We start from the raw sequence: 24,997 nt of genomic DNA, 5'->3' as shown, positions 1-24,997 counted from the left end.
CTATCCCGTACTCACTACAATTCAGGACAAGGATGAGCGCTAACCCGTCAAAATTTGGTTACAGCGATTTGGTTACCGCGACGGAGCAAGTACGACCGGAAACGGACGCATAACGACGCAGGCTCTAATTTAGCATTAATCCTTCATTAGTTAGTTGCCTCTAAAATTCGGGTATCAGACCGTCGCGGTCGTGCCGTTTCTTCAGATGGAGGGGGTTCGTGATGAAATTCGAAGTTTGCCTGGTTACCGAAAGTGCTCTCCCATGACTGTAAAGTCTTCTGTCAGCACCCTTTCGGACCTCAACGAGATCGCCGTTCTGCGCAACAAGGCACGCGCAATCGACTGTGCGCAAGCGGTCATCGAATTTGATCTGACCGGCACGGTAAAGAACGCTAACGAGAACTTCCTTTCCCTCATGGGCTATTCGCTGGCCGAGGTGCGTGGCCGGCATCACTCCATGTTCTGCGAGCCGGAGATCGTGGAAGCTCCCGAATATGCCGCGTTTTGGAGTGATCTGGCGGAGGGCAAGCTCCACGACGGTGAGTTCAAGCGCATTGGACGCGGCGGACGCGAGGTGTGGATCCGGGCGAGCTACAATCCGATCCTCGACGACAACGGCGTGACCATCGGGGTGGTCAAGTACGCGATGGATGTCACAGCGACCAAGTCGGTAGAGGCGGAACTCCTGGGAAAAGTAGCGGCGATCGACCGCGCAATGGCCGTGATCGAATTCGACCTCGAAGGCCACGTCCTCGCAGTGAACGAAAATTTCCTCACCCTGATGGGATATGCTCGGGAAGAAGTCATCGGTCAGCATCACCGGATGCTGTGCGGAGCCGACCAAACCCGAACACCCGCCTACAAGGCATTCTGGCAAAGGTTGGGACGCGGCGGCTATGAGAGCGGAGAGTACCGTCGTCTTGCCAAGGGCGGAAAGGATGTCTGGATCCAGGCGACCTACAATCCCATCTTCGATCTCAACGGCAACCCCTGCAAGGTGGTCAAGTATGCCTATGACGTGACTGCAAGCAAGATCCGGAACGCCGAGTTCGAAGGCAAGGTCAACGAGATCGGCCGGGCCCAGGCCGTCATCGAGTTCGACTTGCACGGCAATATCCTTGACGCGAACGAGAATTTTCTTGCCGCCGTCGGCTACTCACTGGAGGAAGTCCGGGGCAAGCACCACCGGATGTTCTGCGACCCTGCCCTCACGCAGACAGCGGAATACGCTTCCTTCTGGGACCGGCTGGGACGTGGCCAGTTCGAAGGAGGGGAATACCCACGCCTCACCAGAAGCGGTAACGACATATGGCTTCAGGCGACTTACAATCCGATCCTCGACCTCGCAGGCCGCCCGATCAAGATCGTAAAGTTCGCCTCTGACATCACGCAGGCGAAACTGCGCAACATCGAGTTCGAGGGAAGGGTCGACGCGATCTCGCGGGGGCAGGCGGTCGTCGAATTCGATCTCGACGGACATGTCGTTTCCGCCAACGAGAACTTCCTACGGGTCATGGGATACTCACTTCGCGAAATCACGGGGCAGCACCACAGCATGTTCTGCAGCCAGGATTACATCGTCTCGGAAGACTACCGGGATTTCTGGCTGCGCCTCAACAAGGGTGAATTCTTTTCGGGGCGTTTTGCCCGCGTTGGAAAGTATGGCCGCGAAGTGCACATTCAGGGGATCTACAGCCCGATCGTCAATCTGCGGGGCGAGACGGTGCGCGTGGTCAAGTATGCCAGCGACATCACCGATCAGGTCAAGCTCGAGCATGACATCCGTTCAAAATCGCAGCAAATGACCAGCATTGTCGGAGAACTGTCCGGATCGATCGCTGGAATCACCGCTAACACCCGCACGGCTACCACGCTTGCATCCGAGACGCAGGGCAATGCGGAACAGGGTTCAGAAGCGCTGGGCAGCGCGATCGCGGCAATCGATCTCATCCAGAAGTCCTCCACGGAAATCTCCGATATCGTCAAGGTGATTGGCGAGATCGCCAGTCAGACCAACCTTCTCGCCTTCAACGCGGCAATCGAAGCCGCAAGGGCAGGGGAACATGGGGTCGGATTCTCGGTCGTCGCGGGCGAGGTCAGGAAGCTCGCCGAGAGAAGTTCGGAAGCTGCGCACGAGATATCCAAGCTCATCCAGGAATCGACCATGCGCGTCAACCAGGGAACGGACCGGTCGCAGCATGCGAGACTGGCTTTCGAACGCATCGTCGGCAGCGTGAACAAGACCGGCGAGTCCATCCGAGAGATTGCGCAATCGACGGATGCTCAGCAGCGTGTCTCGAAGACTGTTGTCGAACTCATCAATGACCTGACGTCTTCGACGGCGCAGCAGCGCAAAGTGGGTTAACCCATGAACCAGATGGTCAGATCTCTTGCGATGCCGGAAGTGCTGAGAGGCAGTCGCCCTGCAACGCAGCAGTTCGGCCTCCTGCGCATTGGCGAGGCGATGCTTGCCATCAATGTCGAGAATATCCGAGAAGTCGTTCCGGCGCCCGGTGGGCTATCGAATGCAGGCATCGCGGCAACCGGCTTGTGCGGGTTGTTCGAATTGAGAGGCAGCACCATCCCGGTTATGGATATCCGACCGATGCTCGGCCTGCCGGCGACGGAGGCCTACGGCGCCGTGATTCTGGTCCTGCGGGTAAGACAGAGGCTGATATGCATTTTTGCTGACGAAGTGCGCGGCATCGCGACAGAAGACGTCGCGGCACTCGATGAACTGGGCGTGTCGCGACCCGCCGTACAGGGACCTTTGGTCACGCATTCATTCTTCCACAGCGGAAAGGTAATCTCGGTCCTGGCAGCGGAGCGCATCTTGGCGTTGCCGGGAATTCCGTCGGTGCAAGAGCCAGTCGCGGAGGCGGTCGCAAAGACGAGCTCGAATGCGAAGCCGCTTCTGCTGTTCACGTGCGGCGCGTTTTCTTTCGGCGTTGCGGCCGGGGTGGTCGAGGCCACCGCGCCGACCGCGCAGTTGAAGGATTCGCCGATGAAGACGGAGACCTGCCTCGGTGTCATCGATCATCATGGCACCCAGGTGCCGGTTCTTGATACGCTTCGGGTGCTTGGCATGGGCGTCCTGTCGGAACGCAAGCAGTCGTCCGTCCTCGTCCTGCGTTACCCCGACGACCGGCTGCTGGGCTTTGCGCTCGATACCGTCGTCGATATACGGCCGATACCGTTGGGCGACATTATGGCGATGCCTGATAATGCCGTAGAGACCGGGTCTGTTCTCAGCGGTGTCTATTCCGTCGACGGACGGACATTGTTTCTCGTCCTCGACGAGCGCACAATGATGAGTGACGATGTCCTGCTGATGTTTTCGCGACTTTCATCCACCAAGCCCAAGACAGCGGCGGCCGGTCGAGCGCCGGGGCAGCGCGGAGACGCGTTGCTGCCATACTTGGTCTTCAGAGCAGGGGGAGACATGGCAACGCCGGTTGCCGATGTCCGGGAGATCGTCGAGATGCCGGAAGACTACGTTTCGTTGAACAATGTCGGACGCGGCACGATGGGCCTGTTTGTCCACCGTGGCACAGCTATCCCTCTCATCTCCCTTGCCAGACGGCTCCGGTTGCCTGCAGTTCCTCCCGGCCAAGAAGGTCGCGTTCTGCTCGTGTCGGACGGCCTCAAGACGACTGGCCTGGTGGTCGACAGTCTGGCACGGATCGAAATGGCCTCGAAATGTGCGACAGGACCGGACGCTACGGACTCCAGCGGGTTCGAGCACCGGATCCTGGGAGACTTCATGGTTCGGTCAGCGGACGGGCGGCTCCTCCCATATATCGACCTCAGAAAAGCCCTCGCTTGAAAGAGCCCGACTGTTGGTTGCAAAATCCAAGGTTGAGTCTTTACCTTTTGTTAACGCTGAGACGCCAAAACTCGTGTTGACGATCTTCCAACGGATTCTGATATGCCCGTCAGCGCGCTTTCCATTCTTGATCCAAACGCTCTCGACGACTATTGCGACCTGCGTTCGGTGCCGAAGCATCGTCATTTCGGAAAAAACGACATCGTTGACCGCCTGCGGTTGGCGGTTCCATTTGACTACATCTCCATCAGCGGTCTCGACGTCGACCACTACAGGTTCGGTCAGGGTTTTTCGATCGACACCGACATGCCTCCTGCATTCCTCGACGCCTATGACGCGGATCGCCTCTATCTGACCGACCCGTTCGTGCTAGCCGCGAAGGCCTCGAACGTGATCGTGGTCGAGAGCGAGGTCTACGCGGAAACTCCGCCGCCGCAGAGGCTCGTTTACCTCCAACGAACCTTCGGCCTGCACAACCGAACGCTTATCCCGATCCTCAGGAACGATGTCATTTACGGAGCGATCTGTTTTTCCCGCTCGACACCGTTTGACGAAAAAGAGTTGATCTTCCTTTCGCTGGTAGCGGAATCCATTCACACGGCTGTCACCAAGCCGCTGATGGATCGCTTCGCTGCCCACCAGCTTCGGCTTTCCAAGGGTGAAATTGCCTGCCTGACCCAGGCCAGTCTTGGGCTTACGAGCGAGGCGATTGCGGTCGCGACCGGATACCAGAACGATACGGTCAACAGTTACATAAAGTCGGCCGTGAAGAAGATCGGCGCGACCAACCGAACGCAGGCCATTGCCGAAGCTATACGCCGCCGGCTCATCGCATGATCGCATCGCCCTAGCTAAAAAGCGATCTGCCACAGGGCGCGGTCATCTTTTCGACCGTAAGCGCCTGAGGCAACAGCAAAGAAGTAAGAATTGAGCGATACGTCTCGTAACGTCTCTTTCTACTCCAATTCTCATTTCAAGATTCACCTAATATAAATGCCTCCGCCCTAGAATTAAGGCGTCCACAGCGTTGAACACGCAATCGGCATGACGCCGATCTGGGAGGAGCGCGCGGTGTATTCCACCACGCATGCCCCGATGGGACGCTGGCCAATAGGCACCCCCCGTTTTGACAGCTTGTCGCGCGCGCCGCGAGTCTACTTCGTATCTTGGAGTTTCAAGTGATAAACCGCATCATGATCGCAGCCGTCATTGTCGCCGGCGCGCTGCTTCCTCTTCAGGCGACGGCGCTTGACTTGCCGAAAGGCAAGGTGGTGCTTACGGTGACTGGCACCAAGCTCGATCATCCCAACGTCGGTGGCAAAGCCCAGTTCGACATGCCTATGCTCGAAGCCCTTGCGGGCCGCACGGGTGAAATGGAGACCCCCTGGACCGAAGGCGTGGTCAAGTTCTCCGGCCCGCTTCTGCGGTCTGTACTCGAGGCAGCGGGGGCCCATGGCAACAAGCTCAAGGTCATTGCGCTCAACGATTATGCCGCTGACCTGCCGATGGAAGATGCAACCTCGCTCGACACAATGCTCGCCACCCGCATGGACGGCAAGCTGATGTCTGTCCGCGACAAGGGCCCGCTCTTCCTCGTGTATCCTTTCGATAAGGACCAAGGTCTGTTCAACGAGAAATACTTCTCCCGGTCGGTCTGGCAGATCAAGGATATCGAGGTCACTGAATGATCACTGCCGCCCAGCAGAGTGGCGATATCATCCGGAAAGCCAGCAAGGCGACCGTCGTGCTGCAGTGCTTTGCCGTGTTGCTGTTGCTGGGCCTCGTTTTTCTGTTTGCCGATATCTCAAGGAAATACTCCGCCCTGCAGGACGGCATTCGCGAGAACGCTTTGTGGTCCGTCTACCAGCTCGACCGGGAAGCGCGCCGGTTGCACGAGACCCTGCACATCATGCTCGTTGAAAACGACCTGACTCCGGAGCGCATCAAGGCTCTCGGGACGCGCTACGACATTCTGTACTCGCGAATGAACATTCTCGACAAAACCTCGTTCGAGACAAAGTTCAAGCTGGATGCGGCTGTTGCCGAGCAGGTCACTGCCATTCGCGACGCGGTGTTCGGTCGCAGCGCCGTTTTCGACAGACTGGCCGCAGGCGACCCCGTGGATCCGGTGCAGCTAGAGACAGCAGATTCAGAGTTTGAGAGGCTGGTAGAGAACACGGAAAAACTGCTTCTCTATACGAACAGCACCGTCAGCATCGAACGGGCTGAGGCTCGGGACGCAGTCCTTGACCTTCAGATGAAATCGGCGGGTCTCGTCGCACTTCTTGTCTGCTGCGTGGTATTCCTCATTCTTACGCTGCGACGTCAGCTCAAGTCAGTTCAGCTTGCCGGTCTCAGCCTGGAGGCGATTTCGAACCAGCTGAAGGAGTCATATCTCGCGGCGGAAGCCGGGAACCGCGCCAAGTCCCAGTTCATGGCGACGATGGGACACGAGATCCGCACACCTCTGAACGCCATTCTCGGAACTGCGGAACTACTGGAGTTGTCTCCGCTACCGCCGTCAGTTGCCCCTGGCCTGCAGACCATCAGGCGTTCTGGTCAGGCGCTTCTCGAGATCATCAACGAAATCCTAGACTTCGCAAAGATCGAACACGGAAAACTGGACGTCGAGACCCGCGCGGTTGACGTTCGGGCCGTCGTCACAGCCACGGTCGAAATGGTACGAGACAGGGCAACTGAACACGGAAATCGCATTGCGCTCGAACTGCCGATCTCGTTCACCACGCCGGTCATATCATCGGACCCCACCCGTCTGCGTCAGGTTCTTCTCAACCTGTTGAGCAACGCCATCAAATTCACGAGCGAGGGCACCGTCACGTTGCGCGTGCTGGAGATTGGCGATCCGCAAGACGCACAGCTGAGGTTTGAGATTGAAGATACAGGCATCGGGATCGACGGTGAAGGTCTTGGCAAGCTATTCCAGCCGTTCTCGCAGGTCGATGCGTCTATCAGCCGGAAATACGGTGGTACGGGACTGGGACTGACCATCTGCAAGCAGATCGTAGAGGCGCTGTCGGGAACAATAGGTGTCAACAGCCGCAAAGGCGAGGGCAGCATCTTTTGGTTCGTAATCCCTGCCAACCCGGCCGAGAAGGGTCTTGTCGACGCCTTGGCGGCAAAGGCCGCGCCCCAACAGTTTCAGTCATGGAATATCCTTCTTGTCGAGGATAACGTGATCAATCAGCAGGTCGCGGCGGGGTTTCTCGCCCATCTCGGCCAGTTGGTCACGATCGCGAACGACGGGCTGGAAGCCGTCAAACTGACGGAGACGACCCGCTTCGATCTCGTCCTCATGGACATGCAGATGCCGAGGCTGGACGGCATAGAGGCTACCAAGCAAATTCGCGCTTCCAACGGCCTTAGCCGGAACGCTCCCATCATCGCGATGACCGCGAATGCTTCTGACGACGACAGGCGGCTTTGCGAGGAGGCGGGGATGACGGGGTTCCAGTCGAAGCCGGTCTCGATGCATCAGCTTCGGGGTATCATCGGGTCTCTGGAGGCGGCTGCGGAAACTGCTGTGGAGCCTATCCAAAGTCCGAGCATCGATAACGCGTTCGAAACCCGGCGGTTGGAGATCGTGGAGGCACTGGGCGAAGAGACGTTCGACGAACTCCTGTCGAGCTTTTTCGAAGACGCAAGCCTACTCCTCACAGATCTTCACTCCGCCTTGGCCGTCAATGACCACCGTCATACCGATCATCTGCTGCACACTCTGAAGGGCGCAGCAAGCAGCGTCGGTCTTCAAGACGTGGCTGACCGGTCTCAGGACCTCCGTCATGCATCAATCACCGAAACCGTACTTGCAGACCTTGAAGACACAGTCACCCGCTACAGGCAGCTCCTTGTCGCATAAGGGACGTTCACATGCGCATTCTACTTGTCGACGACAATAAAACGAACCTCTCTCTCCTGACGAGACTCGTCGAGAAACTGCCGGACTGCGTCGCCATTCCCTATCTTCACCCCGAAGACGTGCTGGCAGATGCCCCGGCGCTCGAATTCGACATCGCGGTCATCGATTTCCAGATGCCTGTCTACAGCGGCATCGAGCTGTTGACCGAACTTGTTCGCTTCGAGAATTACCGCGACAAGCCCGTGGTATTTGTCACGGCCGATACCGATACGGCGACGCGCATGGCGGCGCTCAATGCAGGCGCGATCGACTTTCTGACGAAACCCGTGAACCCGCTGGAGTTCCAGGCCCGGATCAAGAACCTGGTCGCCCTCGTGGACGCGCGCAACAAGCTTGCTGACAAGGCCGAGTGGCTTCGTATCGAGGTCGAGAAAGCGGTCGTCGAGCTGCGTGCCCGCGAGGAGGAAATCATTGACCGCTTGACGATTGCAGCAAGCTACAAGGACTTCGAGACGGCCCGGCACACGCGGCGCGTAGGCCTTTATTCCGAGGCAATCGCGCGGGCCTACGGCATGGAGGCGCGCGCTTGTTCCGACATCAGGCTTGCCTCGCCGATGCACGATATCGGAAAGGTCGCCATTCCCGATGCCGTCCTCCTGAAAAATGGCAAGCTGACCGAACAGGAGTTCGCGGCCATGCAGCGGCATACGGTCGTCGGCTGCGATATTCTCCGGGAGTCGAAGTCGAGCCTCCTGCAGCTTGCTGCAGAAATTGCTGGCAGTCATCATGAACGCTGGGACGGGCAGGGGTACCCGTTCCGTCTTTCGGGTGAGACCATTCCGGTTTCCGGTCGCATCGTCGCCATTGCCGATAATTTCGATGCGTTGACGACCGCAAGGCCCTACAAAGAGGCGTGGAGCGTGGATCGCGCCGTGGCGCACATACGTGAAAGATCGGGGAGTCACTTCGACCCCCGCTGCGTCGATGCCTTCGACAAGGCATTGTCCGTCATTCTCGAAATCATGGAGACCGATCGCAGGGAAAGCCTGCTTTCAGTGCCTACAAGCTGCATCCCGGTTCACGCTGGGTGCTCGCAGTCGCAGGAATCCTTTGAACGCTGCCGCCGCGCCATCAGCGATACCCGCGTGGAGAAAAATGACGGTCCACTGACTGTTGCAATGATGACGTCACCAACAACACAGAACTACGAACTCGAAAATCAACCGACCGCTTTGCAAGGACGATGAAATGAACACTTTGCATCCTTCCAATTCTGCACGTTCCGGTGAGACCCTGGAAATCATCGCGTTCCGCCTTCACGACCAGGAGTTCTGCGTCAGGACGGTGACGATCCGCGAAATCCGCGGCTGGGGCCCTGCGACGCCGATCCCGCATTCACCCAGAGAGGTTCTGGGAGTGATGAACCTCCGCGGTGCAGTGATTCCGATCATCGACCTCGCCTGCAAGCTCGGTATGCGGAGTACCGAACCCAATGAGCGGAGTGCGATCGTCGTGGCGGAAGTCCACGGAATGGCCTTTGGTCTTGTTGTCGACCGGGTCTCGGACATCCTCACGATTCCCGTCGAAAACATGCAGCCTGTGCCTGACATGAACGCGGGTGCCGCGACGAGCTATTCCGACGGCATCATCGTCCAGCCCACAGGAATGATCTGTTTTTTGAACCTGGAACGAATGTTCGAAGGTTTGAATACCGCCGGCCTCATCGCCGCCTGATAGCTGCGCCGTTCGCACGCATCCGCCTAGACGCTCCGTGACTGTCAGATGACAGTTCGGTGCACGACCAAACTTGGCTTGCGGAAGCAGGTACAACCTGAAACGCAACTTACGCCTCAATCGCACAACGTATGAGTATTTGATTAAGACGAATTGCTGATTTTCGCATCGTAACCACAGTTTAACGAATCTGCCCTACAAATCGAGGGAGTGGGTAGGCGCTCGTCTTTTGTCAGCGCGAGACCGATTTCAGGATTTGCACTGCCCGGTAAACGGCAACAATTTTAGTTTGGGCCAATCGTCTAGAATTCCTTTTCCGATCGACCCCTGCGGTACCGGCGAGCAAGACGCCTTGCCACTGCATACGGTCAGTTTCTCCAAAATCCACAATCTGCGACCATACTGACTTCCGGCCCGTTGTGCCGGTGGCGGGTCGATGCCCGATGAGAGGTTGAAAATGTTGATACGAACAAAGCTTCTAGCCTGTCTTTTCGTCCTCGCTACGGCGCTACTGTCGATGGCTGGTTTTGCTTTCTATGCACTCGATGAAGAAGGCAAGCTTGCCAATTCCATCGTTGAAGATCGCGTCATCCCCTTGGCGCAGTTGAAGCAGGTCGCCGACAGTTACGCGGTAAACATCGTCGATACGGTCCACAAGGCCCGCGCGAGAACGGTGACAGCCCGGCAGGCGACCGAAAACATCGAGACCGCCATGAAGGTCATCGACCTGCGATGGCGCGAATATCGCAACACGAAGATGACAGCCGAAGAGCAGGCGATCGCTACGACCTTCGAGGCGTCTCGCTCAGCGGCCGATGCAAAGCTGAAAGGCCTGCTGACCCTGATTGCATCCGGCGATCTGGATGCCTTGGGACGCTTCGCCGACGCCGATCTTTATCCGACAATCGATCCGCTTGGTGGTCCCATCGACGAACTGGTGAAGCTTCAGCTTCGCGTCGCAGCCGAAACGCTCGCGACAGGAAAGGAGATGAAGGCTGGCCTGACATTGGTCATGGCGATCATTGCCTTCGCGGGTCTTACCGTCGTGGTGATTTCGGTGTGGACGGTCCGTTCTGCGGTTATCCGGCCGTTGACCGAGATGACGAGGGCCATGACCGAGTTGGCGAGCGGCAAACTTGACGTGCGCATCTTCGGAGAGGGCCGCCGCGACGAGATCGGTACGATGGCAGGCGCCGTTGGTGTCTTCAGGCAAAGTGCGAAAGATCGAGCTCGTCTTGAGGCCGAGGCCGATGCAAACCGGAGCGTTTCAGAGCGGGAGCGTATCGAACGCGACCGGATCAGAGCCGCGGAAGCCGAAGCGATGGAGTTCGCTGTCGATAACCTGAAACATGGTCTCGATCAGCTTGCGAATGGGAATCTCGTGCATCGGATCGATGCAGCATTCGTTGCGCAGCTTGATGTGTTGAGGACGAACTTCAACAGCTCCATGGAAAGGCTCGAGCAGACCTTGCGCACTGTCGGCCAGAACGCGCAGACGATCGCGGCGGGTTCCAACCAGATCATGTCGGCCGCCAATGATCTTTCGAAGCGCACCGAGCAACAGGCTGCCTCTGTTGAAGAAACGGCTGCGGCCCTTGAGCAGATCACGACCACCGTTGCCGGATCGAGCAAGCGTGCCGAAGCCGCTGGTCGCCTTGTCACCGAGACAAAGGACAGTGCCGAAAAGTCTGGCGACGTCGTGCGAAAAGCGATTTCGGCAATGGGCGAAATCGAGCGCTCGTCGAACGAGATTGTCAAGATCATAGGGGTCATCGATGATATCGCTTTCCAGACAAATCTGCTGGCATTGAATGCCGGCGTCGAGGCGGCGCGCGCCGGGGAGGCCGGAAAGGGATTTGCCGTCGTCGCCCAGGAGGTCCGTGAACTTGCTCAACGCTCTGCAAAGGCGGCCAAGGAGATCAAAACCCTGATCAACACCTCAGGCGAGCAGGTTCGAAACGGGGTTCAGCTTGTTGCAGAAACCGGAAAATCGCTCACTGAGATCGTCTCCCGCGTCCAAGACGTCAGCGTCAATGTCACCGCCATCGTCGAAGCGGCCAAGGAGCAGGCGGTCGGGCTCAAGGAAATCAATATGGCGGTCAATACGATGGACCAGGGCACGCAACAGAATGCGGCCATGGTCGAACAATCGACTGCAGCCAGCAACAGCCTTGCCCGCGAAGCAGATAACCTTTTCACCATGATTGGTCGGTTCACGTTGAGCAAAGGACATGACCTTCAACCTCGAACCGGAAACGCCAACGGCGCGCCCCATATGCGGTCCCCAGCCAGAAAGCTGATGGCGAGAGTGAACAGCTCTTTTCCAACAAGTGCAGCTGTCGCCGAGGCGTGGGAGGAGTTTTAGCCGCTGTCTGGTAAGGCTCCAAGGTCAGTCGGGATTACAAGCTACCGAAGGTCGCGGCTGAGCTAGGATTTGCATTTTTCAAACCCGCGGCCATTGCTTTGTCACGCTTCGTCTCTCTCGCTTCGTCTCTCACGCGTCGGCAAAGATAGCCGGAAATGGCGTGCTGATATCGGCGCTTCAGAGGCGGCACGTTGAACCGTAGCGGACGTATCTACCGTCTCAGCCAAGGCCGCTAAGCCTGCTACTTGCCATCAATATCCGTTGGTTCCATAATAAGACTTACGCGATTTTATTTAGCCGGCTAATGTTCACGGTTTTGTTCGTGTTACTCCATAACGAGAGCACCCCGCTCTCGTTCATGAGCATCAGATTAATGAAGCTTCTGCCTTACCAACCCTCCTTCGACTGTTCTTTGCGAAAGCGTCAGCTGCGTTCTGGGGAAACGGTGTGACCTTGCCGCCAAGCTTTCTCCAGTTTGAGTTCGCTCCTGGGGTTTTGGATTGCCCCCTCCCCGTCATCTCCCTGAGACCCAGCTCTGTCACGATCCGCCGCGCCGCCTGCGGCGTTATTTCCAGCGTCTTCGCCACCATGCCGGCCGACGCCAACGGCTTTGCCATCACCAGCTCGACCAGCTCCGGCAGCTGTGACGACGTCCGTCTTCCCTCCAGCTTCCGCTCGAACAGCGTGCGCGCCAAAACTAGCCGGTCATGCTCTTTCATGCCGATCTCGGCGGCCGCCAGAATGCCGTGGGCGATCGCCAGCAGCCGGCTCTCGCGATCGCGATGCCGTCGGCGATTAACGGAAATGGTTTTCAGTTCGAGGTTGATGGCAGCGAGATGTACACCGGTGGTGACGCCGGCCTGGCGAAGGATGGAGGCGGCAAATAGCCGGCCGAGCCAGTTTATGCCCAGTAAGGGCGGACAGCCATCTACCAATTCGCGCCAGAAGCGGTCATAGATTGTAGCAGCGCATGATGTCGTGCTACATCCCATATACGAGCTGGCTGCGATTTGAGAGGCGCTATGACAACAAACTCGGTGAAGGGTACTGCTTCCTATTTTTAGTTGGGGGCACTTCTCTTGATACGATGGCGGGTGCAGGCGGCTCTGTTGCGACCACCATGGTTAGCGGCGCCCTTCACGAAGGTATCTTTGTCCCTTCGGCATTAAGGACCGATCAGGATCCGCGCAAGATCGCGATAATCACAGAGCCCGAACGCTTCGCTTTTGCGCAGGGTGCCGTCAGCAGCGCCTGGGCTTACAATCTGCCTGCAACATCCACCGATATTCAGCCAGGCCCCATCGATACCGGCACGACGGGGCAACACCTGCGTGGCGTTTCGAAGATCTCAGGCGCCGGCAAGAACAGATACGATGTTGTCGCCGTAGACCTGGATAGCGGGACGGTGCTTATCGGCCAAGGCGTCGAGCGGGAACTAGATCTTAACGCGAACCTGCCGCCGAACCTCGTCTACAGCCGTGCGGGATATTTTCGCGTTCACTTAGGCGCGTCGAGTTCATCAAGACGTCAGACTTCCGGGGCTATGTCCATGTTGGAGAAGAGGGAGAGTTTGAAAACAATCTTCGCAGCAACTTCAGCGCTACAAACGGCGCCGATAGCTTAGGACGTATGAATTTGGTAATCGACCTGTGTCGCCGCACGCGTATCGTTCTGCGGGATGGATGCAGTCCGCGGGCAGTATGACATAATTGAGGGCTGTGAGAAAAAATGGACGCTACTGCCAGGGACAGAGCCTTGAAGGAATTCAACGTTAGCCTTCCGCCACTTTCAACGTTTCAGCTCAGACGGGCAACACGGTTTGAGGAAAACGTCGTAATTGCGAGCAAAACTATTGTGATGATCAGATCCTTTGGATCCTTCAGTTACCTTGGTAGAGGCTGTGAAATCTACTCGACGGAGAGTGTTGGCCGCTATTGCTCCTTCGGTCAGGAGATACTGGCCGGGGCGGGACCGCATCCTACAAACTGGCTTTCGACCAGCACATTCTTTTACCGCAAGAAGATGTTCGCCGGACATCCTGAGGTAGACGAATTCTATTCCGGCGAACAGCCAGCGTTCACGACAGACTCACGTCAAATCAAGATTGGCAATGATGTCTGGATCGGGAGCCGAGCGATCATCTTGTCAGGTGTTTCGATAGGTCATGGCGCCGTCATCGCAGCTGGTGCGATCGTTACAAAAGATGTTGATCCGTACTGCATAGTCGCTGGTGTACCTGCCAAGCCTATCCGCAAACGCTTCAACGACCCAACTGTTGATCGCTTACTTGAGTCAGGATGGTGGGATGTCAAACCTAGCTCGCTGAAAGGCTTGGACTTCACAGACGTCGAAAAAACTCTAGACGAGATAGACCGGATCAAACAAACGCAAGGGTGGGAATACAAGCCTAAATTGCTCACACTCGGTCCTACTTGATTTCATCGCGCGTATCTGTTTGCAGGGTGGACGTGGCCTGCCCCCATTGGGTGATCCGGGTTTGACGTTAGTGCATGCTGGGAGCCGCTACCACCGGGGTTGATGCCGGTCCGTTCTGACGGGGCCAAACGGTGGCTTCAGGTGCTGGTGGCTTGTAGTTAAGTGATGAGTGCGGACGTACGGCATTGTAGTGCTGCCTCCTGCCCTCGATGATGATCCTTGACTCCTTGAGCGTGTAGAAGATCTCTCCGTTGAGCAGTGTCCCTGAGCTTCGAGTTGAAGCTCTCGCAGTAGCCGTTCTCCCACGGGCTGCCCGGCATGATGTATGGCGTTTTGGCACCGACCAGCGCAATCCATTCCCTCAAAGCCTTGGCGATGAACTCAGGACCATTGTCGGAACGAATATGTGCCGGGATGCCGCGCAGGATGAACAAATCAGAGAGCACATCGATGACATCGACCGCCTTCAGCTTCCTCTCGACCCTGATGGCAATGCAATCTCTCGTGAACTCGTCGATCACGTTTAACATAAGGATTTTCTTTCCACTATGCGTCCGGTCCTCGACAAAATCATAGGACCAGACATGGTTGGGGTATTCCGGCTGAAGCCGGATGCACGAACTATCGTTCAGCCACAGCCGACCGCGCTTGGGTTGCCTGGGTGGAACCTTCAGCCCCTCCCTTCGCCATAACCTCTCAACCCGTTTGACGTTCACGATCCAACCCGTCTGGTGCAGCATCGCCGTGATGCGACGCCTTTCGCCAATTGAAGCCAATTGGCTAGCCGCGTTCTCGTTCCGATCATCTGGTCCCGCACCCGATGCAAAGCGTGAAGATCGGCTTGTTCCTCGCTCTTGAGTGCAGCAAACCGCATCGTTGGTCGCGTGGCTGCCTCAGCATATGAGGTCGGCCTTGTTCGACTTTACGTAGGGCTTCACAAATTGCGCGGGGATCAAGCGTACCTTTTTCCGAGCCTCTGTATCTTCCTGGCGATCTACTGAGATCCTGCGCACGATTCCATCCTCACGATCGCCGGTGCTGCGCGCTCGAAGAACTGTAGCAGCGTGTCGCGTCGGAAACTAACCTTCTGGACTGGCACGCCATCGCTTCCGAGGCCGACGACGTGGAAGATGTTCTTGCCGATATCAATTCCGTAGACAGCCGCGGGGCGCGGCGGACCAGCCCATTAATGGTAGGGCCTACCGCCAAGCTTGACGCTGTCGCGCACCTGACGGCCATCATGGGCCTTTCGCAACGGCGGGCCTGCCAGATCATATCCGCTGACCGAAAGACGACCGCTATCGGTCCTGCCGCCCGCCGGAAGTCGAACTGCGCTCGAGGCTGCGCGATCTCGCCAACGAGCGACGACGCTTCGGATATCGGCGACTGTTCATCCTGCTTCGGCAGGAGGGAAGCCGTCCGGCGTTAACCGCATCTACCGGCTTATCGCGAGGAAGGCCTTTCGGTCCGCAAGCGCAAAACGAGGCGGCGTGCTGTCGGCACGCGTGCGCCGATCCTGGTGGAGGCGAAGGCCAATGCGCGATGGTCACTGGATTTCGTTCACGACCAGTTCGCATGTGGCAGGCGCTTCCGCGTGCTCAATGTCGTGGACGACGTCACACGCGAATGCCTTGCTGCGGTCCCGGACACGTCTATCTCCGTCGCCGTGTCGCCCGAGAGCTGACGATGCTGATCGAGCGGCGAGGCAAGCCCGGCATGATCGTCTCCGACAAAGGGACCGAACTCACCTCGAATGCCATTCTTGCATGGTCGAAGGATCACAAGGTCGAGTGGCACTACATCGCACAGGGAAGGCCGACGCAGAATGGCTACGTCGAAAGTTTCAACGGCCGCATGTGCGACGAGCTGCTCAATGAAAGCCAGTTCTTCAGCATCGATCATGCCCGAAGTGCCATTGCCGAATGGGTGACCAACTACAATCATATCCGGCCTCACTCATCGCTCGGATACCAGACCCCGGCAGACTATGCCGGGACCCCTCCGGCGGCGGATAGCTCCGACCGATCGACACGAGATAATCGGCGATCTTCGTCATCTCCGCAGTCAATTTCGGGGCGGCACGGCGGGCGTAGAAGAGGCAGCGCGTAAATCGGTGTCATTGAGGTCGATGCGCTTTTCGAGCGCACCCGGAATGAAGAAGGGCGAGACCGCAAAGCCCCACCCTTTCAGCTCATGCCCCGTGCAAGGCGGTGGGCTGTTACTTCACGCTTGCCAGATAGCGGTCGCGCTCGGCGATCCACAGATCGGCATAGTCGACATTCTGCCAGTTCTCAAACCAGGGTCCGCCATTCGTATAGTGGATCGCGGCCGGGGTTTCCTCGGGCTTGGGATATTCGCCCTCGAGGAAGTTCCAGGCGAGCGGCAGTTCGCCGATGAGGCTGTCGTCGGAGAGCCACTGGAAGCGGTGGAGGAAGGCGGGGGCGGCCGTGTTGACGATCTCGGGCGTCAGCGCCTTCACCTCGGGATGGGCATTGTTGAAGAGGATGAAGGACGACCAGTTCTTGCGCGGGTAGGTCACCTGCTGCTGGCCGTCCATCTTCACCATGTTGGCGGGGGTGTAATCGTGCTGCACGACATAGACCGCCTTGTCGCGACTGACCTTTTCCAGAACGCTGGCCACGTCGCGGGTGAAGAGGAAGTCGCAATCGACGAAGATCGTCCAGCCGTCATGGGCGCCAAGATAAGGCGTGAGGAAACGCGTGATCGAGAATTCGGTCGCCGCATTGTCGGTGTCGCGGGTGTAAAGGCCGAGTTCCCGCAGAGTGGATTGCTTCAGGGGGTAGATCTCGACGCTTGTGCCGCTGTGCGCGCGAATGGAGTGGCGGCACACCTGCCAGGCAATGTCCTCGCGCGTATCGTAGCCGACGAAAATCTTGATATGGTCGCTCATCTCGCTGTCTTTCTCTGTCTGGTTCCCTTGGGGTCCCGGCCGTTTGGGCGGCCGGCACGTCTCTCGTCTCGCGTTTGCCGCCGCATCCCGATCGCCCTCTCTGCGAAGGGTCCTGCGACCGGTTTCGGGGTTATACCACCCCGGCGTGCAGACAGTCATGGATATGCAGGATGCCGATCGGCTTGACGCCGTCCTCCACGACGAACACCATGTGGATCTTCTTCTCATTCATCAGCGCCACCGCCTCCACGGCCAGCATCGATGGCGGCACGGTGGTGGGCGACGGCGTTGCGACCTCGATGGCGGTCATCGTCATCAGCCCGTCCATGTGGCGGCGCAGGTCGCCGTCGGTGATGATGCCAACCAGCCGGTCGTCCTGCATCAGCCCGGCAACGCCGTATCCCTTGCGGGTCATCTCGAGGATCGTGTCGCTCATCGGAGTTTCCGGCTGCACCAGCGGCAGCGACGCGGCTCCCCGCATCAGCTGGCTCACCCGCGCGAGCCGCGCGCCCAGCCGTCCGCCCGGATGCAAGGTGCGAAAATTCTCGACTGCGAACTCCCGCTGCTCCATCAGAGCCACGGCCAGCGCATCGCCCAGCGCCAGCGCCATGGTGGTGGAGGTCGTCGGCGCCATGCCGATGGTGCAGGCTTCCGGCGCGGGCGGCAGGCAGAGCTTGAGGTCGGCAGCCTGCGCCAGCGTGCTCTCGGCCCGGCTGGTGACGGCGATGAGCGAGATCTTGAACCGACGGGTATAGGCGATGATGTCGGAGAGCTCGGCCGTCTCGCCCGAATTGGACACGAGAATGCAGACGTCGTCGCCTGTGATCGTTCCGAGATCCCCATGGCTCGCCTCGGCCGGATGCACGAAATAGGCGGGCGTGCCCGTGGAGGAGAAGGTTGCGGCGATCTTGCGGGCGATGTGCCCCGATTTGCCGATGGCCGATAGGATGACGCGGCCCTTGATGCCGACGATCAGCTGCACCACGGCACAGAAATCCGCCGGGATCGTCTCGGCGAGCAGGCCGAGCGCGCGCTGTTCCGTCGTGATCACGCGCCGCGCGGTGGACTTGATCGCCTGGTCGTCGTCGGAGGGTCTGCGCTCTAAATGAGCTCTGGGAGTGGCATTCATCGCGTCATCACATTCTTTCGCTATGTCCTTGCCAACCGGGCCATCTCGACCCGTCATCAAGGCACCGCCGTGAAACGGAACCTTGTCTCCTGTCAGTATGGTCTGCGCTCGACCATCGATCGCGTTCCTCTGAAAGCCGTCGGATCACCAGACGTAGTCTGTTTCCTTACAACGTAATCCGGTCGTGGGAAAGCAGGCTTTTGACGTCGACATAATCCCGGTCTCGCCATGGCCCCTGCTGCCTGCGGCCGCCGAGTCATGCTTTACTTACGCCCGAGGCCATCGGCCCTTTCGCAGCAAATCGCGCAGAAACGCCGCCGATCACAGCCGTGACCTGTTCGAGAAGCTTTTCGGTGGTGTAGTGGGCCAAAAGGCGATCCTGCGCGCGTTGAACCTGAGCATAACGGGTCTGCGGATCGAGAAGCGCCTCGAAGGCCGCAAGCCAGGTGTCCGTGCTGTCGGCCAAAAGGCCGCATCCGTCTGAGGCGCAGGCGTCGTAGACGGTTCCGCTGCTGGCGATCACGGCGGCGCCGATCGCGGTATATTCGACCCATTTCGTATTGGCCTTCACCATGTTGAAATTGATCGGCACGAGCGGGCAGATGCCCACGTCCCATTCATGCATCGCGAACTCTTCCAGAAAGGTCTCGTAATTGCGGATCGGCGGCGCGGTCGCGACCCTCTCGCCGAACTCCGCAAGAGCCTCCGGTTTCGGGATGGACCCGAAGAGCTCGAAACGGACCGTCGGATTGCGCCGCAGGAAGGCCGTGACAGCCGGCAGTATCATGTCGAGGTTCTGTGCGTGATCTGAGCTTGCCATGTAGCCGAACGTCCGCACCGGCCTGAGGACCGCGGGCGCAATGACCCGGCACGAGCAATAGATGGCGCCGGCCCGCACGGGCGCCCTCACGCCCAGGCCGACCAGCCGGTCCTTCAACTTGTCCGTCGAGCAGTAGACAAGATCGGTTTCGTCGAGCAGGCGCCTTACGGCGGCAATGCGGGCCGGATCGTTGTGAATGACGGCCTTCTTCTCTCCGATGGACGCGGGCACGTTCAGGAGGTCGTCGTCGATGTGGTAGAGGGTCGGCACATGCGCGTGCGCCGCATAGTCGAGAAAGACGTCCTCATAAGGCCCGCCATAGCGGCAGAAGACGATGACATCAGGCGCGAAATCGGCAGCCGTTTCAGCGATCCACTGGCGCGTTTCGGCCGGCGAGCCGCGCTTCTTCAGATGCGCGTTGACGTCTTCCTGCGTGATGATGTGATAGGCGAACGCCGTCTTGCCCGCCGGGCTTTCAAACGGCTTCACGAAACTCAGCTGCAGCGTCGGCAGGAAGGCCGGGCTGACGAACAGTACGCGTGTTCGTCGCGATTTCGCGTCGAGATTGCAGAGGCGGCGAATTTGCGTGGCGTGCCGCTCGATCGCGTTTCCCGACCCGCGGCGCGTCGCAATGGCGAGATGCCCTTCTATCCCGGTGATTTCCGTCGATGGGATGCCGGCCGCCTCGAGTGCGGGCCGGAAACGCGACAGGCGGGCGGGCGGGCCGCAGACGACATCGGCCAGGGCCTTCATGTCCTGCATGAGCGCGGCATCGCCACTGACATCCTGGGACACGCCCGGTTCGATGTTTGATGCCGCCAGAAAGACCGCGACTGGGATGCGTTTGCGGCGGGCCGAATGAACCAGCGTCTTCACCTCGAGCGAGGACAGGTCCTTTTCCCAGACGACGATCAGTGTCGGCTCGATCGCCGAAAGGCGGGTTTCGATCCATGCGGCGACCGCGGAGGGCGACATGCGAATGCCGAATGCCTTGCGGATACCGGCCATCGGAAAAGGGTGAAAGGAGAACGCGGACACGGCGGCAAGGTTGGGAAAGGCCGCATTGAAGAAGCCGGTCATCCCGACGTTCGGCGCCCGCGAGGCCAGAAGCAGACGGTTGACGGCCCGTGGCGGCACGGGCGGCGCGGGCGACGCGTCGCAGGCGGCGGAAAAGAGACGGATGAAGCGTTCGCGCACGTCGCAGGCCTCATACGGCATGTGCTGGCGATCGAGAAACGCTCGCTGCCGCTCGAGGAAGATCTCCGGCGTGGCCATCGCCTCGCGGGCAAACCCGATCCAGTCCTGCGCCGTCCTCACCACCGTCAGACCGTCATAGGCGCTGGCATCCATGGCATCGCCGTCGTCCCGCCAGACGGCGACGGGAATACCGGCCAGGAGCATGTCGATGATCACCGAGGAGGCCGCCGAGATGCCATAGGCATAGCTGGACAGCGGCACCTTGTACATCGGATCGTTGTTTATGCGGGCGTTGAAGGGCAATTTCAGCCTGTTGCGAACGGAAAACTGCCCGGCGGGATGCGGCCGCAAAACGACCTTGCCGTCGTCGCTCGCGAGCTCCTGACAGAAGGCTTCGAAATGCTCGACGAAACTGCCTTGCGTACCGGCATTCGCCGTAAAGCGCACGGAGTGCAGGTTCTCGCAGACGAGACCCGTCATCGGAGCTATCATTGCATCGGGCACGCCTTCGCCTTGCGGCCCATCTTCAACGTGCGGCCCGTCTAAAATGGGCGGATTCAGCACGCAACTGGGGCCGGTCACCACCAGTTTAGGCTTTTGCGACGGCAGCATCGACACTTGCCGGTCGGCATCGAACCATCCGCAGACGATATCGGCGGCGAAGGTCACGCCGCGTCCATGGGCGGCATCATGTTCCCTGCTGTGCAGGAAGCCGACGCCTTCGAAACCATGCTGGAGCGTCATCGTCACGAAGCCGGGTGGTGCCGCCCTGAAAAGGTCGTGCGTTTCGGCATGCGCGGGCAGGTTCGACTCGCTGGCTGCAACCAGGATGCCGCGTCTTGTGGAGAGAACCATTATGCTGTCGGCGAGATCGCGAAAATGAAAGATCTCGATGCCGCAGAGCGCGGCGAGCTCGGACACTTCCTCCAGCCACCGACCCGTCGTGTCCGACTGGCGAAACCGCAGCGACACCAGCAGCCCCACCTCGACGTTCAGGTCGCGGACGGCCAGAAGCACGAGCGGACGCAGGATGTTCACGTCCTGGATGAGGTTGACGACAAAAATGGCAGACGGTCTTCGCATCGCTCAGGCCTCGACTTCACAATTCGGTGTCGTGAGAACAGCGAAGGGAAACACGCTTTTCTCGGAAAAAACGCAGGTCATGCCCGGGAAAAGATGCGCAATCACGGCCTCGATGCGGCGCAGGACCGCCCCGTAACCCGCCATGATCTCGATCGTGCTCCCCCCGCGGCCGGAAAGTGCGCAGGCGACCTCGAGCCTGTTGGCCGGCAGGCTTAGCCTGCGGTAACGCCGGGTTCCCACGGTTTCCGGCAGACCGGAGCCGGCGACGAGAGAGGCCGGCAGCTGGAGCATCGTCCGCTCGCAGACCAGGACCTCCATCCGCGTCGCCTTGGCGACGAAGCGGAACAGGACGTCGACGCTGAGGGGATCCCGACAATAGGGGCTGGCCACGGTGATGGCGCCGGCGGCGGTCGCACTCGTATTGACGTCGTCGTCGGATCGGACGCCGTGGACGACGGCAAGCTTTGCGGGCGAGACGGACACGGGCGAGGACTGGGGACGATGCGCCTTCAGGAAGCCGGAGAGAGCCGCGGCTTCCGCACCGATATTGCCCAGCCGGTTGATGAGGACCCCCATATCGTCGACGGTCTGCGGTCGGAGCGCAAGCCTGTCGCCTTCGAGATCGGCCAGAAGATCGGCGGGACGGCGATAGATGAAGGGGTAAAGCGGCGCATAGAGAGGATGGCCGACGGACAGGACCTGTCCCCCATGCGTCAGGGCAGTCAGGGCGCGGTTCAGCGATTTGGCGGTGGAAAAGTTCTGGCCTGTGGTCGGAATGAAGCAGATCAGGCTTTCTTCGATCAGCAGGGCCTCGCTTTCGACCGACCATTCCTGCAGCGAATAGGGCACCGGGATACGGCGCAGCCGGGACAGGCTGTCGACCGTGAGGGCGCGGGCATTCGTGCGGATGGCAAGGCTGACCTCGTAACCGGAGGCTTCCAGCTCCGTCAGCTTGTGGCTGAATGCAACGAGATCGGCGAGCCCGACGGTGAAATACGGGTTGTCGCCTATTCCAAACCAGCAGACCTCAATGTTTCGGGTCCGCCTTGCCTTTTCGATCTTGTCGCGGAGAAGGATTTTCAGGCGATCCGGATCGAGACCCGGAGCCGGATCGTTCATGATATGGACGGGCAGCGCCGGGGCGAGCGCCTTGGCCACCTTGGCCATGGCGGGCGTCGAGCAGAGGATGAAATCCATCCAGCCGGTCATTTCGCCCAGCCAATGCCGGAATCGAGCCATTCGGCTGTCCCGGCTCTGGCTGAAATAGTCGTCGAAAAGGTCGATCCCGATGATTTTGCCGGCCGTCTTCAGCGTGTGGGCGAGAACCAGGGCGCGGGCATCGTAGCACTTGCTGAAGATATAGACGTCGTCGTCATCGCCGCGTTGCGCAAAGGCTTGAAAGCTCGTCACGCGGATGCGGTCGCCCCGCGCCGCCAGCGCCTTCTCGATGCGGTTGTAGCGGATGCGGACGCCGGCTTGCTGGGTGACGTCCTCGGTCGGAATGATGATGCAGATCTTCATCCTCTGAGCGCCCTCAAACCGGCGGAAAGCGGAAAACGGTCAGACGCCCTCACGGCATTGTCGATGGCCGAGCGGTCTGCGACGGGCGCAGCCTCGACGCGCAGCCCGGCGGAAACGCCCGTCGTGCAGACGTGAAACAGGCCGAGCGCCGTGGCGCGGGCCTGAAAGCCGGTCTCGTCTCCGGATCCCGCCGACAGACCGCCGCAGGCCGAGAGCGCTCGCGCGGAGATCATCTGGAGCACGGGTGCGTTGGCCGCGACCGGATAGGTCGCGAGAGGAAAGGCCTGCTGGCAATCCAGCGCACGGGCCACGTCGCCATCGGGCGTGACGACAGGAAACAGCCCTGCTGAATGAAAGACAATCTCCTTTTCCTTTTTCGACAGGCCCGCGCGGATGAGCATGCAGCTCGCAGACCCGATCCTTTCCTGCGACGCGAGCGAAACGAGCGTCGAGACCGTCCGCCGATCATGAAGCGTGACCGAGCGATGGACGACCATGACAAAGTCGCTGCGAAGGTGAGCCACGCTCAACGCAAGCCGCTCCGCAAGGCCCATGTCTTCGGTCGAGGCAAGGAGAACGAAGCGGCCGGGGAATGTCCGGCCGAGGAGCCCTTCGGCGTCGAGACGCTCGAACGGATCATCGGCGGACACGATCGCAACGACATCCATGCGGCTCGAGGCGGTCTGCTGCGCGAGCGATTCGACGAGGGCCTTCAGCCCATCGCCGAGGCGGCCGCAGGCCGGAATGATGACGGTGATTCGCCCCTCCACCGGTTCAAGCGAGGTCGGGAGCAGCATCAGGACAGCCGGCGAAACCGGCGCAAGAAGCGTGATCTTCCGGCCCAAAGGGTTGGTGTCGACGAACTTAATCGCCAGAGGTATCGACGGGGCCCGCATATCCGTTATGCCCGACTTGCCCGTGTCCGCATCGCCGCCGCGCAGCAGGGGAAAGGGGCGGGCCGCCCCCAGGGGCTGCAGGTCCAGAATATCCCGGCCGACACGGGGCATGCCCACGGCCCACAAGGGATGGCCGGTTTCGCCTTCCGCGACCAGGAAGCTGCCGATCGCCGTTCCCAAGGCCATGCCGCTGTTGGGCGCCAAGAGGGCCTGCAGCGATGGTAGCGACGCCTGCGGAAGGTCGAGCGTGAGACCTTCGCTCAGGGCGCCATCGTTCTCCTCGTCGCGTCTGCCGCCCGGCTCGATCCTGCCATTCTCGTCCACGGTCGAAATCGTCAGTCGCCGGCCTGGCACCAGCCAGCCGAGCCAGGCGCGCATGTCGGAACTCAGCAGGGCGTAGACATCGTCCACACCGCGTGCCAGGCTCGCGATATCACCGATCAGAGGTTTCGTCGCACCCGACCGGAGGGCGAGCAAGCTGGACACGAGACGCTGCGACAAGGCTGCGAGATCGGTTAAGAGGCTGGCTGCGGAGCCAAAGTCGCAGAGTTCGGCATAGTGCAGGCCGCCCCGGCACAGCGACGGGAACGGCAGGACGCCCGTTTCCACCACCTCGCCACCGCCGGTGCGCACGGTCACTAGGACGGGCAGAAACGGATTGCGCAGCACGACGTCGAGAAAACCGAGGCGGGCACCGCTCATCGGCCGGGACGCCAGGCACAGGAGGCCGCCGGTCCTCAGATCGGTCTGGTAGACATCCCATGTCAAGGGTTGCGCAGCGGCGGACGCCGGCGGCACATCGACACGCAACCGCAGGCACCGACTGTTCGTAAACCAGAGATCGGCGATGCGGATCAGCTTGTCCTGCGCAAACCGCAGCACGCCGGTGGCAAGGTGCGCAGGCGTCAGGACCTCGTCAGGGACGGGCCCGGTCTGCGATCTGCCGATCGGCAGTCCGTGCAGCGCGCAAAATACCCTCAGCCCATTGAGGCGCGTCCGATCGCCCTCGTCAGCCCGCCACTGGCCAAAGCCGACGTCTGCGACCTGGATGTCGCTCGCGTCCCGGCTCTCTGACAGTCGGCTCGACCCGTTATCGCGCACTGACGTATCTGACATTGATCCTGCAATTCCTCCCAAAATCCCCACCCCAAAAAAATCCCTATGGGGAAGTGAAGGTCCCACTTACGAAAATACATTTTTTG

Annotated in this window: 14 protein-coding genes and 4 pseudogenes; 11 read left to right on the top strand and 7 right to left on the bottom strand. The window is 59.7% G+C overall.

Annotated elements, in window-relative coordinates; all coding sequences use genetic code 11:
* The first annotated feature begins 262 nt into the window (after positions 1 to 262).
* The 8 genes and pseudogenes from G6K99_RS20785 to G6K99_RS20750 form a co-directional block, all read left to right on the top strand.
* Positions 263 to 2,365, top strand: coding sequence for a PAS domain S-box protein (locus tag G6K99_RS20785; protein WP_244631556.1), 2,103 nt, complete (start codon positions 263 to 265; stop codon positions 2,363 to 2,365).
* 3 nt (positions 2,366 to 2,368) lie between these two features.
* Positions 2,369 to 3,826, top strand: a complete 1,458-nt coding sequence (locus tag G6K99_RS20780) for a chemotaxis protein CheW (RefSeq protein ID WP_092663013.1) — start codon at positions 2,369 to 2,371, stop codon at positions 3,824 to 3,826.
* A gap of 102 nt (positions 3,827 to 3,928) precedes the next feature.
* The gene (locus G6K99_RS20775; RefSeq protein WP_062459805.1) at positions 3,929 to 4,663 is read left to right on the top strand and encodes an autoinducer binding domain-containing protein; all 735 of its coding nucleotides are present in this window, start codon (positions 3,929 to 3,931) and stop codon (positions 4,661 to 4,663) included.
* A 341-nt stretch (positions 4,664 to 5,004) separates the two neighbouring features.
* Positions 5,005 to 5,514 carry a molybdopterin-dependent oxidoreductase gene (locus tag G6K99_RS20770; RefSeq protein ID WP_342366109.1) on the top strand — a complete coding sequence of 170 codons (510 nt, stop codon included), beginning with the start codon at positions 5,005 to 5,007 and terminating at the stop codon, positions 5,512 to 5,514.
* Positions 5,511 to 7,703, top strand: a complete 2,193-nt coding sequence (locus G6K99_RS20765) for an ATP-binding protein (protein ID WP_174197732.1) — start codon at positions 5,511 to 5,513, stop codon at positions 7,701 to 7,703. The genes G6K99_RS20770 and G6K99_RS20765 overlap by 4 nt, the downstream gene beginning before the upstream one ends.
* 11 nt (positions 7,704 to 7,714) lie before the next feature.
* Positions 7,715 to 8,950 (top strand): HD-GYP domain-containing protein, encoded by a 1,236-nt coding sequence (locus G6K99_RS20760; protein WP_174197731.1) that lies wholly within the window; start codon positions 7,715 to 7,717, stop codon positions 8,948 to 8,950.
* 1 nt (position 8,951) lies between these two features.
* Positions 8,952 to 9,437 carry a chemotaxis protein CheW gene (locus tag G6K99_RS20755; RefSeq protein ID WP_062459796.1) on the top strand — a complete coding sequence of 162 codons (486 nt, stop codon included), beginning with the start codon at positions 8,952 to 8,954 and terminating at the stop codon, positions 9,435 to 9,437.
* A 436-nt stretch (positions 9,438 to 9,873) separates the two neighbouring features.
* Positions 9,874 to 11,541: pseudogene (locus tag G6K99_RS20750) on the top strand (methyl-accepting chemotaxis protein); the annotation flags it as partial.
* Between the two features lie 746 nt (positions 11,542 to 12,287).
* On the opposite strand, the pseudogene G6K99_RS20745 reads toward G6K99_RS20750, so the two are convergent.
* A pseudogene (locus G6K99_RS20745) lies at positions 12,288 to 12,707 on the bottom strand (DUF1612 domain-containing protein); the annotation flags it as partial.
* Between the two features lie 68 nt (positions 12,708 to 12,775).
* Here G6K99_RS20745 and G6K99_RS20740 point away from each other — a divergent pair.
* Both G6K99_RS20740 and G6K99_RS20735 read left to right on the top strand, forming a co-directional pair.
* Positions 12,776 to 13,426 carry a hypothetical protein gene (locus tag G6K99_RS20740; RefSeq protein WP_174197729.1) on the top strand — a complete coding sequence of 217 codons (651 nt, stop codon included), beginning with the start codon at positions 12,776 to 12,778 and terminating at the stop codon, positions 13,424 to 13,426.
* Positions 13,427 to 13,557: 131 nt separating this feature from the next.
* Positions 13,558 to 14,238, top strand: a complete 681-nt coding sequence (locus tag G6K99_RS20735; protein WP_174197728.1) for a CatB-related O-acetyltransferase — start codon at positions 13,558 to 13,560, stop codon at positions 14,236 to 14,238.
* 67 nt (positions 14,239 to 14,305) lie between these two features.
* Here G6K99_RS20735 and G6K99_RS20730 read toward each other — a convergent pair.
* Positions 14,306 to 14,993 (bottom strand): annotated as a pseudogene (locus tag G6K99_RS20730) (IS3 family transposase); the annotation flags it as partial.
* A 425-nt stretch (positions 14,994 to 15,418) separates the two neighbouring features.
* Between G6K99_RS20730 and G6K99_RS20725 the strand changes: the two are divergent.
* Positions 15,419 to 16,236 (top strand): annotated as a pseudogene (locus tag G6K99_RS20725) (IS3 family transposase); the annotation flags it as partial.
* A gap of 220 nt (positions 16,237 to 16,456) precedes the next feature.
* On the opposite strand, the gene G6K99_RS20720 reads toward G6K99_RS20725, so the two are convergent.
* The 5 genes from G6K99_RS20720 to G6K99_RS20700 form a co-directional block, all read right to left on the bottom strand.
* Entirely contained in the window at positions 16,457 to 17,149 is a 693-nt protein-coding gene (locus tag G6K99_RS20720; RefSeq protein ID WP_174197727.1) for a glycosyltransferase, read from the bottom strand.
* A gap of 130 nt (positions 17,150 to 17,279) precedes the next feature.
* The gene (locus tag G6K99_RS20715; RefSeq protein WP_244631555.1) at positions 17,280 to 18,335 is read right to left on the bottom strand and encodes an SIS domain-containing protein; all 1,056 of its coding nucleotides are present in this window, start codon (positions 18,333 to 18,335) and stop codon (positions 17,280 to 17,282) included.
* A gap of 199 nt (positions 18,336 to 18,534) precedes the next feature.
* Positions 18,535 to 21,378 (bottom strand): glycosyltransferase, encoded by a 2,844-nt coding sequence (locus G6K99_RS20710; protein ID WP_174197726.1) that lies wholly within the window; start codon positions 21,376 to 21,378, stop codon positions 18,535 to 18,537.
* A gap of 3 nt (positions 21,379 to 21,381) precedes the next feature.
* Positions 21,382 to 22,899, bottom strand: coding sequence for a hypothetical protein (locus G6K99_RS20705; RefSeq protein ID WP_174197725.1), 1,518 nt, complete (start codon positions 22,897 to 22,899; stop codon positions 21,382 to 21,384).
* Positions 22,896 to 24,911, bottom strand: coding sequence for a hypothetical protein (locus G6K99_RS20700; RefSeq protein WP_174197724.1), 2,016 nt, complete (start codon positions 24,909 to 24,911; stop codon positions 22,896 to 22,898). Before G6K99_RS20700 ends, G6K99_RS20705 begins: the two co-directional genes overlap by 4 nt.
* Between the last annotated feature and the right edge of the window lie 86 nt (positions 24,912 to 24,997).

The sequence above is a fragment of the Neorhizobium sp. AL 9.2.2 genome, from assembly GCF_013317225.1.
GTDB classification, from domain to species: domain Bacteria; phylum Pseudomonadota; class Alphaproteobacteria; order Rhizobiales; family Rhizobiaceae; genus Neorhizobium; species Neorhizobium soli.
The sequence above is the reverse complement of the archived record's forward strand: the minus strand, read 5'-3'. Positions and strand labels throughout refer to the sequence as shown.

Bases quoted from the DNA above. Each gene is read 5' to 3' on its own strand.
- G6K99_RS20740 (WP_174197729.1), top strand. From the start codon at position 12,776: ATGTCGTGCTACATCCCATATACGAGCTGGCTGCGATTTGAGAGGCGC.
- G6K99_RS20785 (WP_244631556.1), top strand. From the start codon at position 263: ATGACTGTAAAGTCTTCTGTCAGCACCCTTTCGGACCTCAACGAGATC.
- G6K99_RS20715 (WP_244631555.1), bottom strand. From the start codon at position 18,335: ATGACGGGTCGAGATGGCCCGGTTGGCAAGGACATAGCGAAAGAATGT.
- G6K99_RS20760 (WP_174197731.1), top strand. From the start codon at position 7,715: ATGCGCATTCTACTTGTCGACGACAATAAAACGAACCTCTCTCTCCTG.
- G6K99_RS20705 (WP_174197725.1), bottom strand. From the start codon at position 22,899: ATGAAGATCTGCATCATCATTCCGACCGAGGACGTCACCCAGCAAGCC.
- G6K99_RS20720 (WP_174197727.1), bottom strand. From the start codon at position 17,149: ATGAGCGACCATATCAAGATTTTCGTCGGCTACGATACGCGCGAGGAC.
- G6K99_RS20700 (WP_174197724.1), bottom strand. From the start codon at position 24,911: ATGTCAGATACGTCAGTGCGCGATAACGGGTCGAGCCGACTGTCAGAG.
- G6K99_RS20775 (WP_062459805.1), top strand. From the start codon at position 3,929: ATGCCCGTCAGCGCGCTTTCCATTCTTGATCCAAACGCTCTCGACGAC.
- G6K99_RS20710 (WP_174197726.1), bottom strand. From the start codon at position 21,378: ATGCGAAGACCGTCTGCCATTTTTGTCGTCAACCTCATCCAGGACGTG.
- G6K99_RS20765 (WP_174197732.1), top strand. From the start codon at position 5,511: ATGATCACTGCCGCCCAGCAGAGTGGCGATATCATCCGGAAAGCCAGC.
- G6K99_RS20755 (WP_062459796.1), top strand. From the start codon at position 8,952: ATGAACACTTTGCATCCTTCCAATTCTGCACGTTCCGGTGAGACCCTG.
- G6K99_RS20780 (WP_092663013.1), top strand. From the start codon at position 2,369: ATGAACCAGATGGTCAGATCTCTTGCGATGCCGGAAGTGCTGAGAGGC.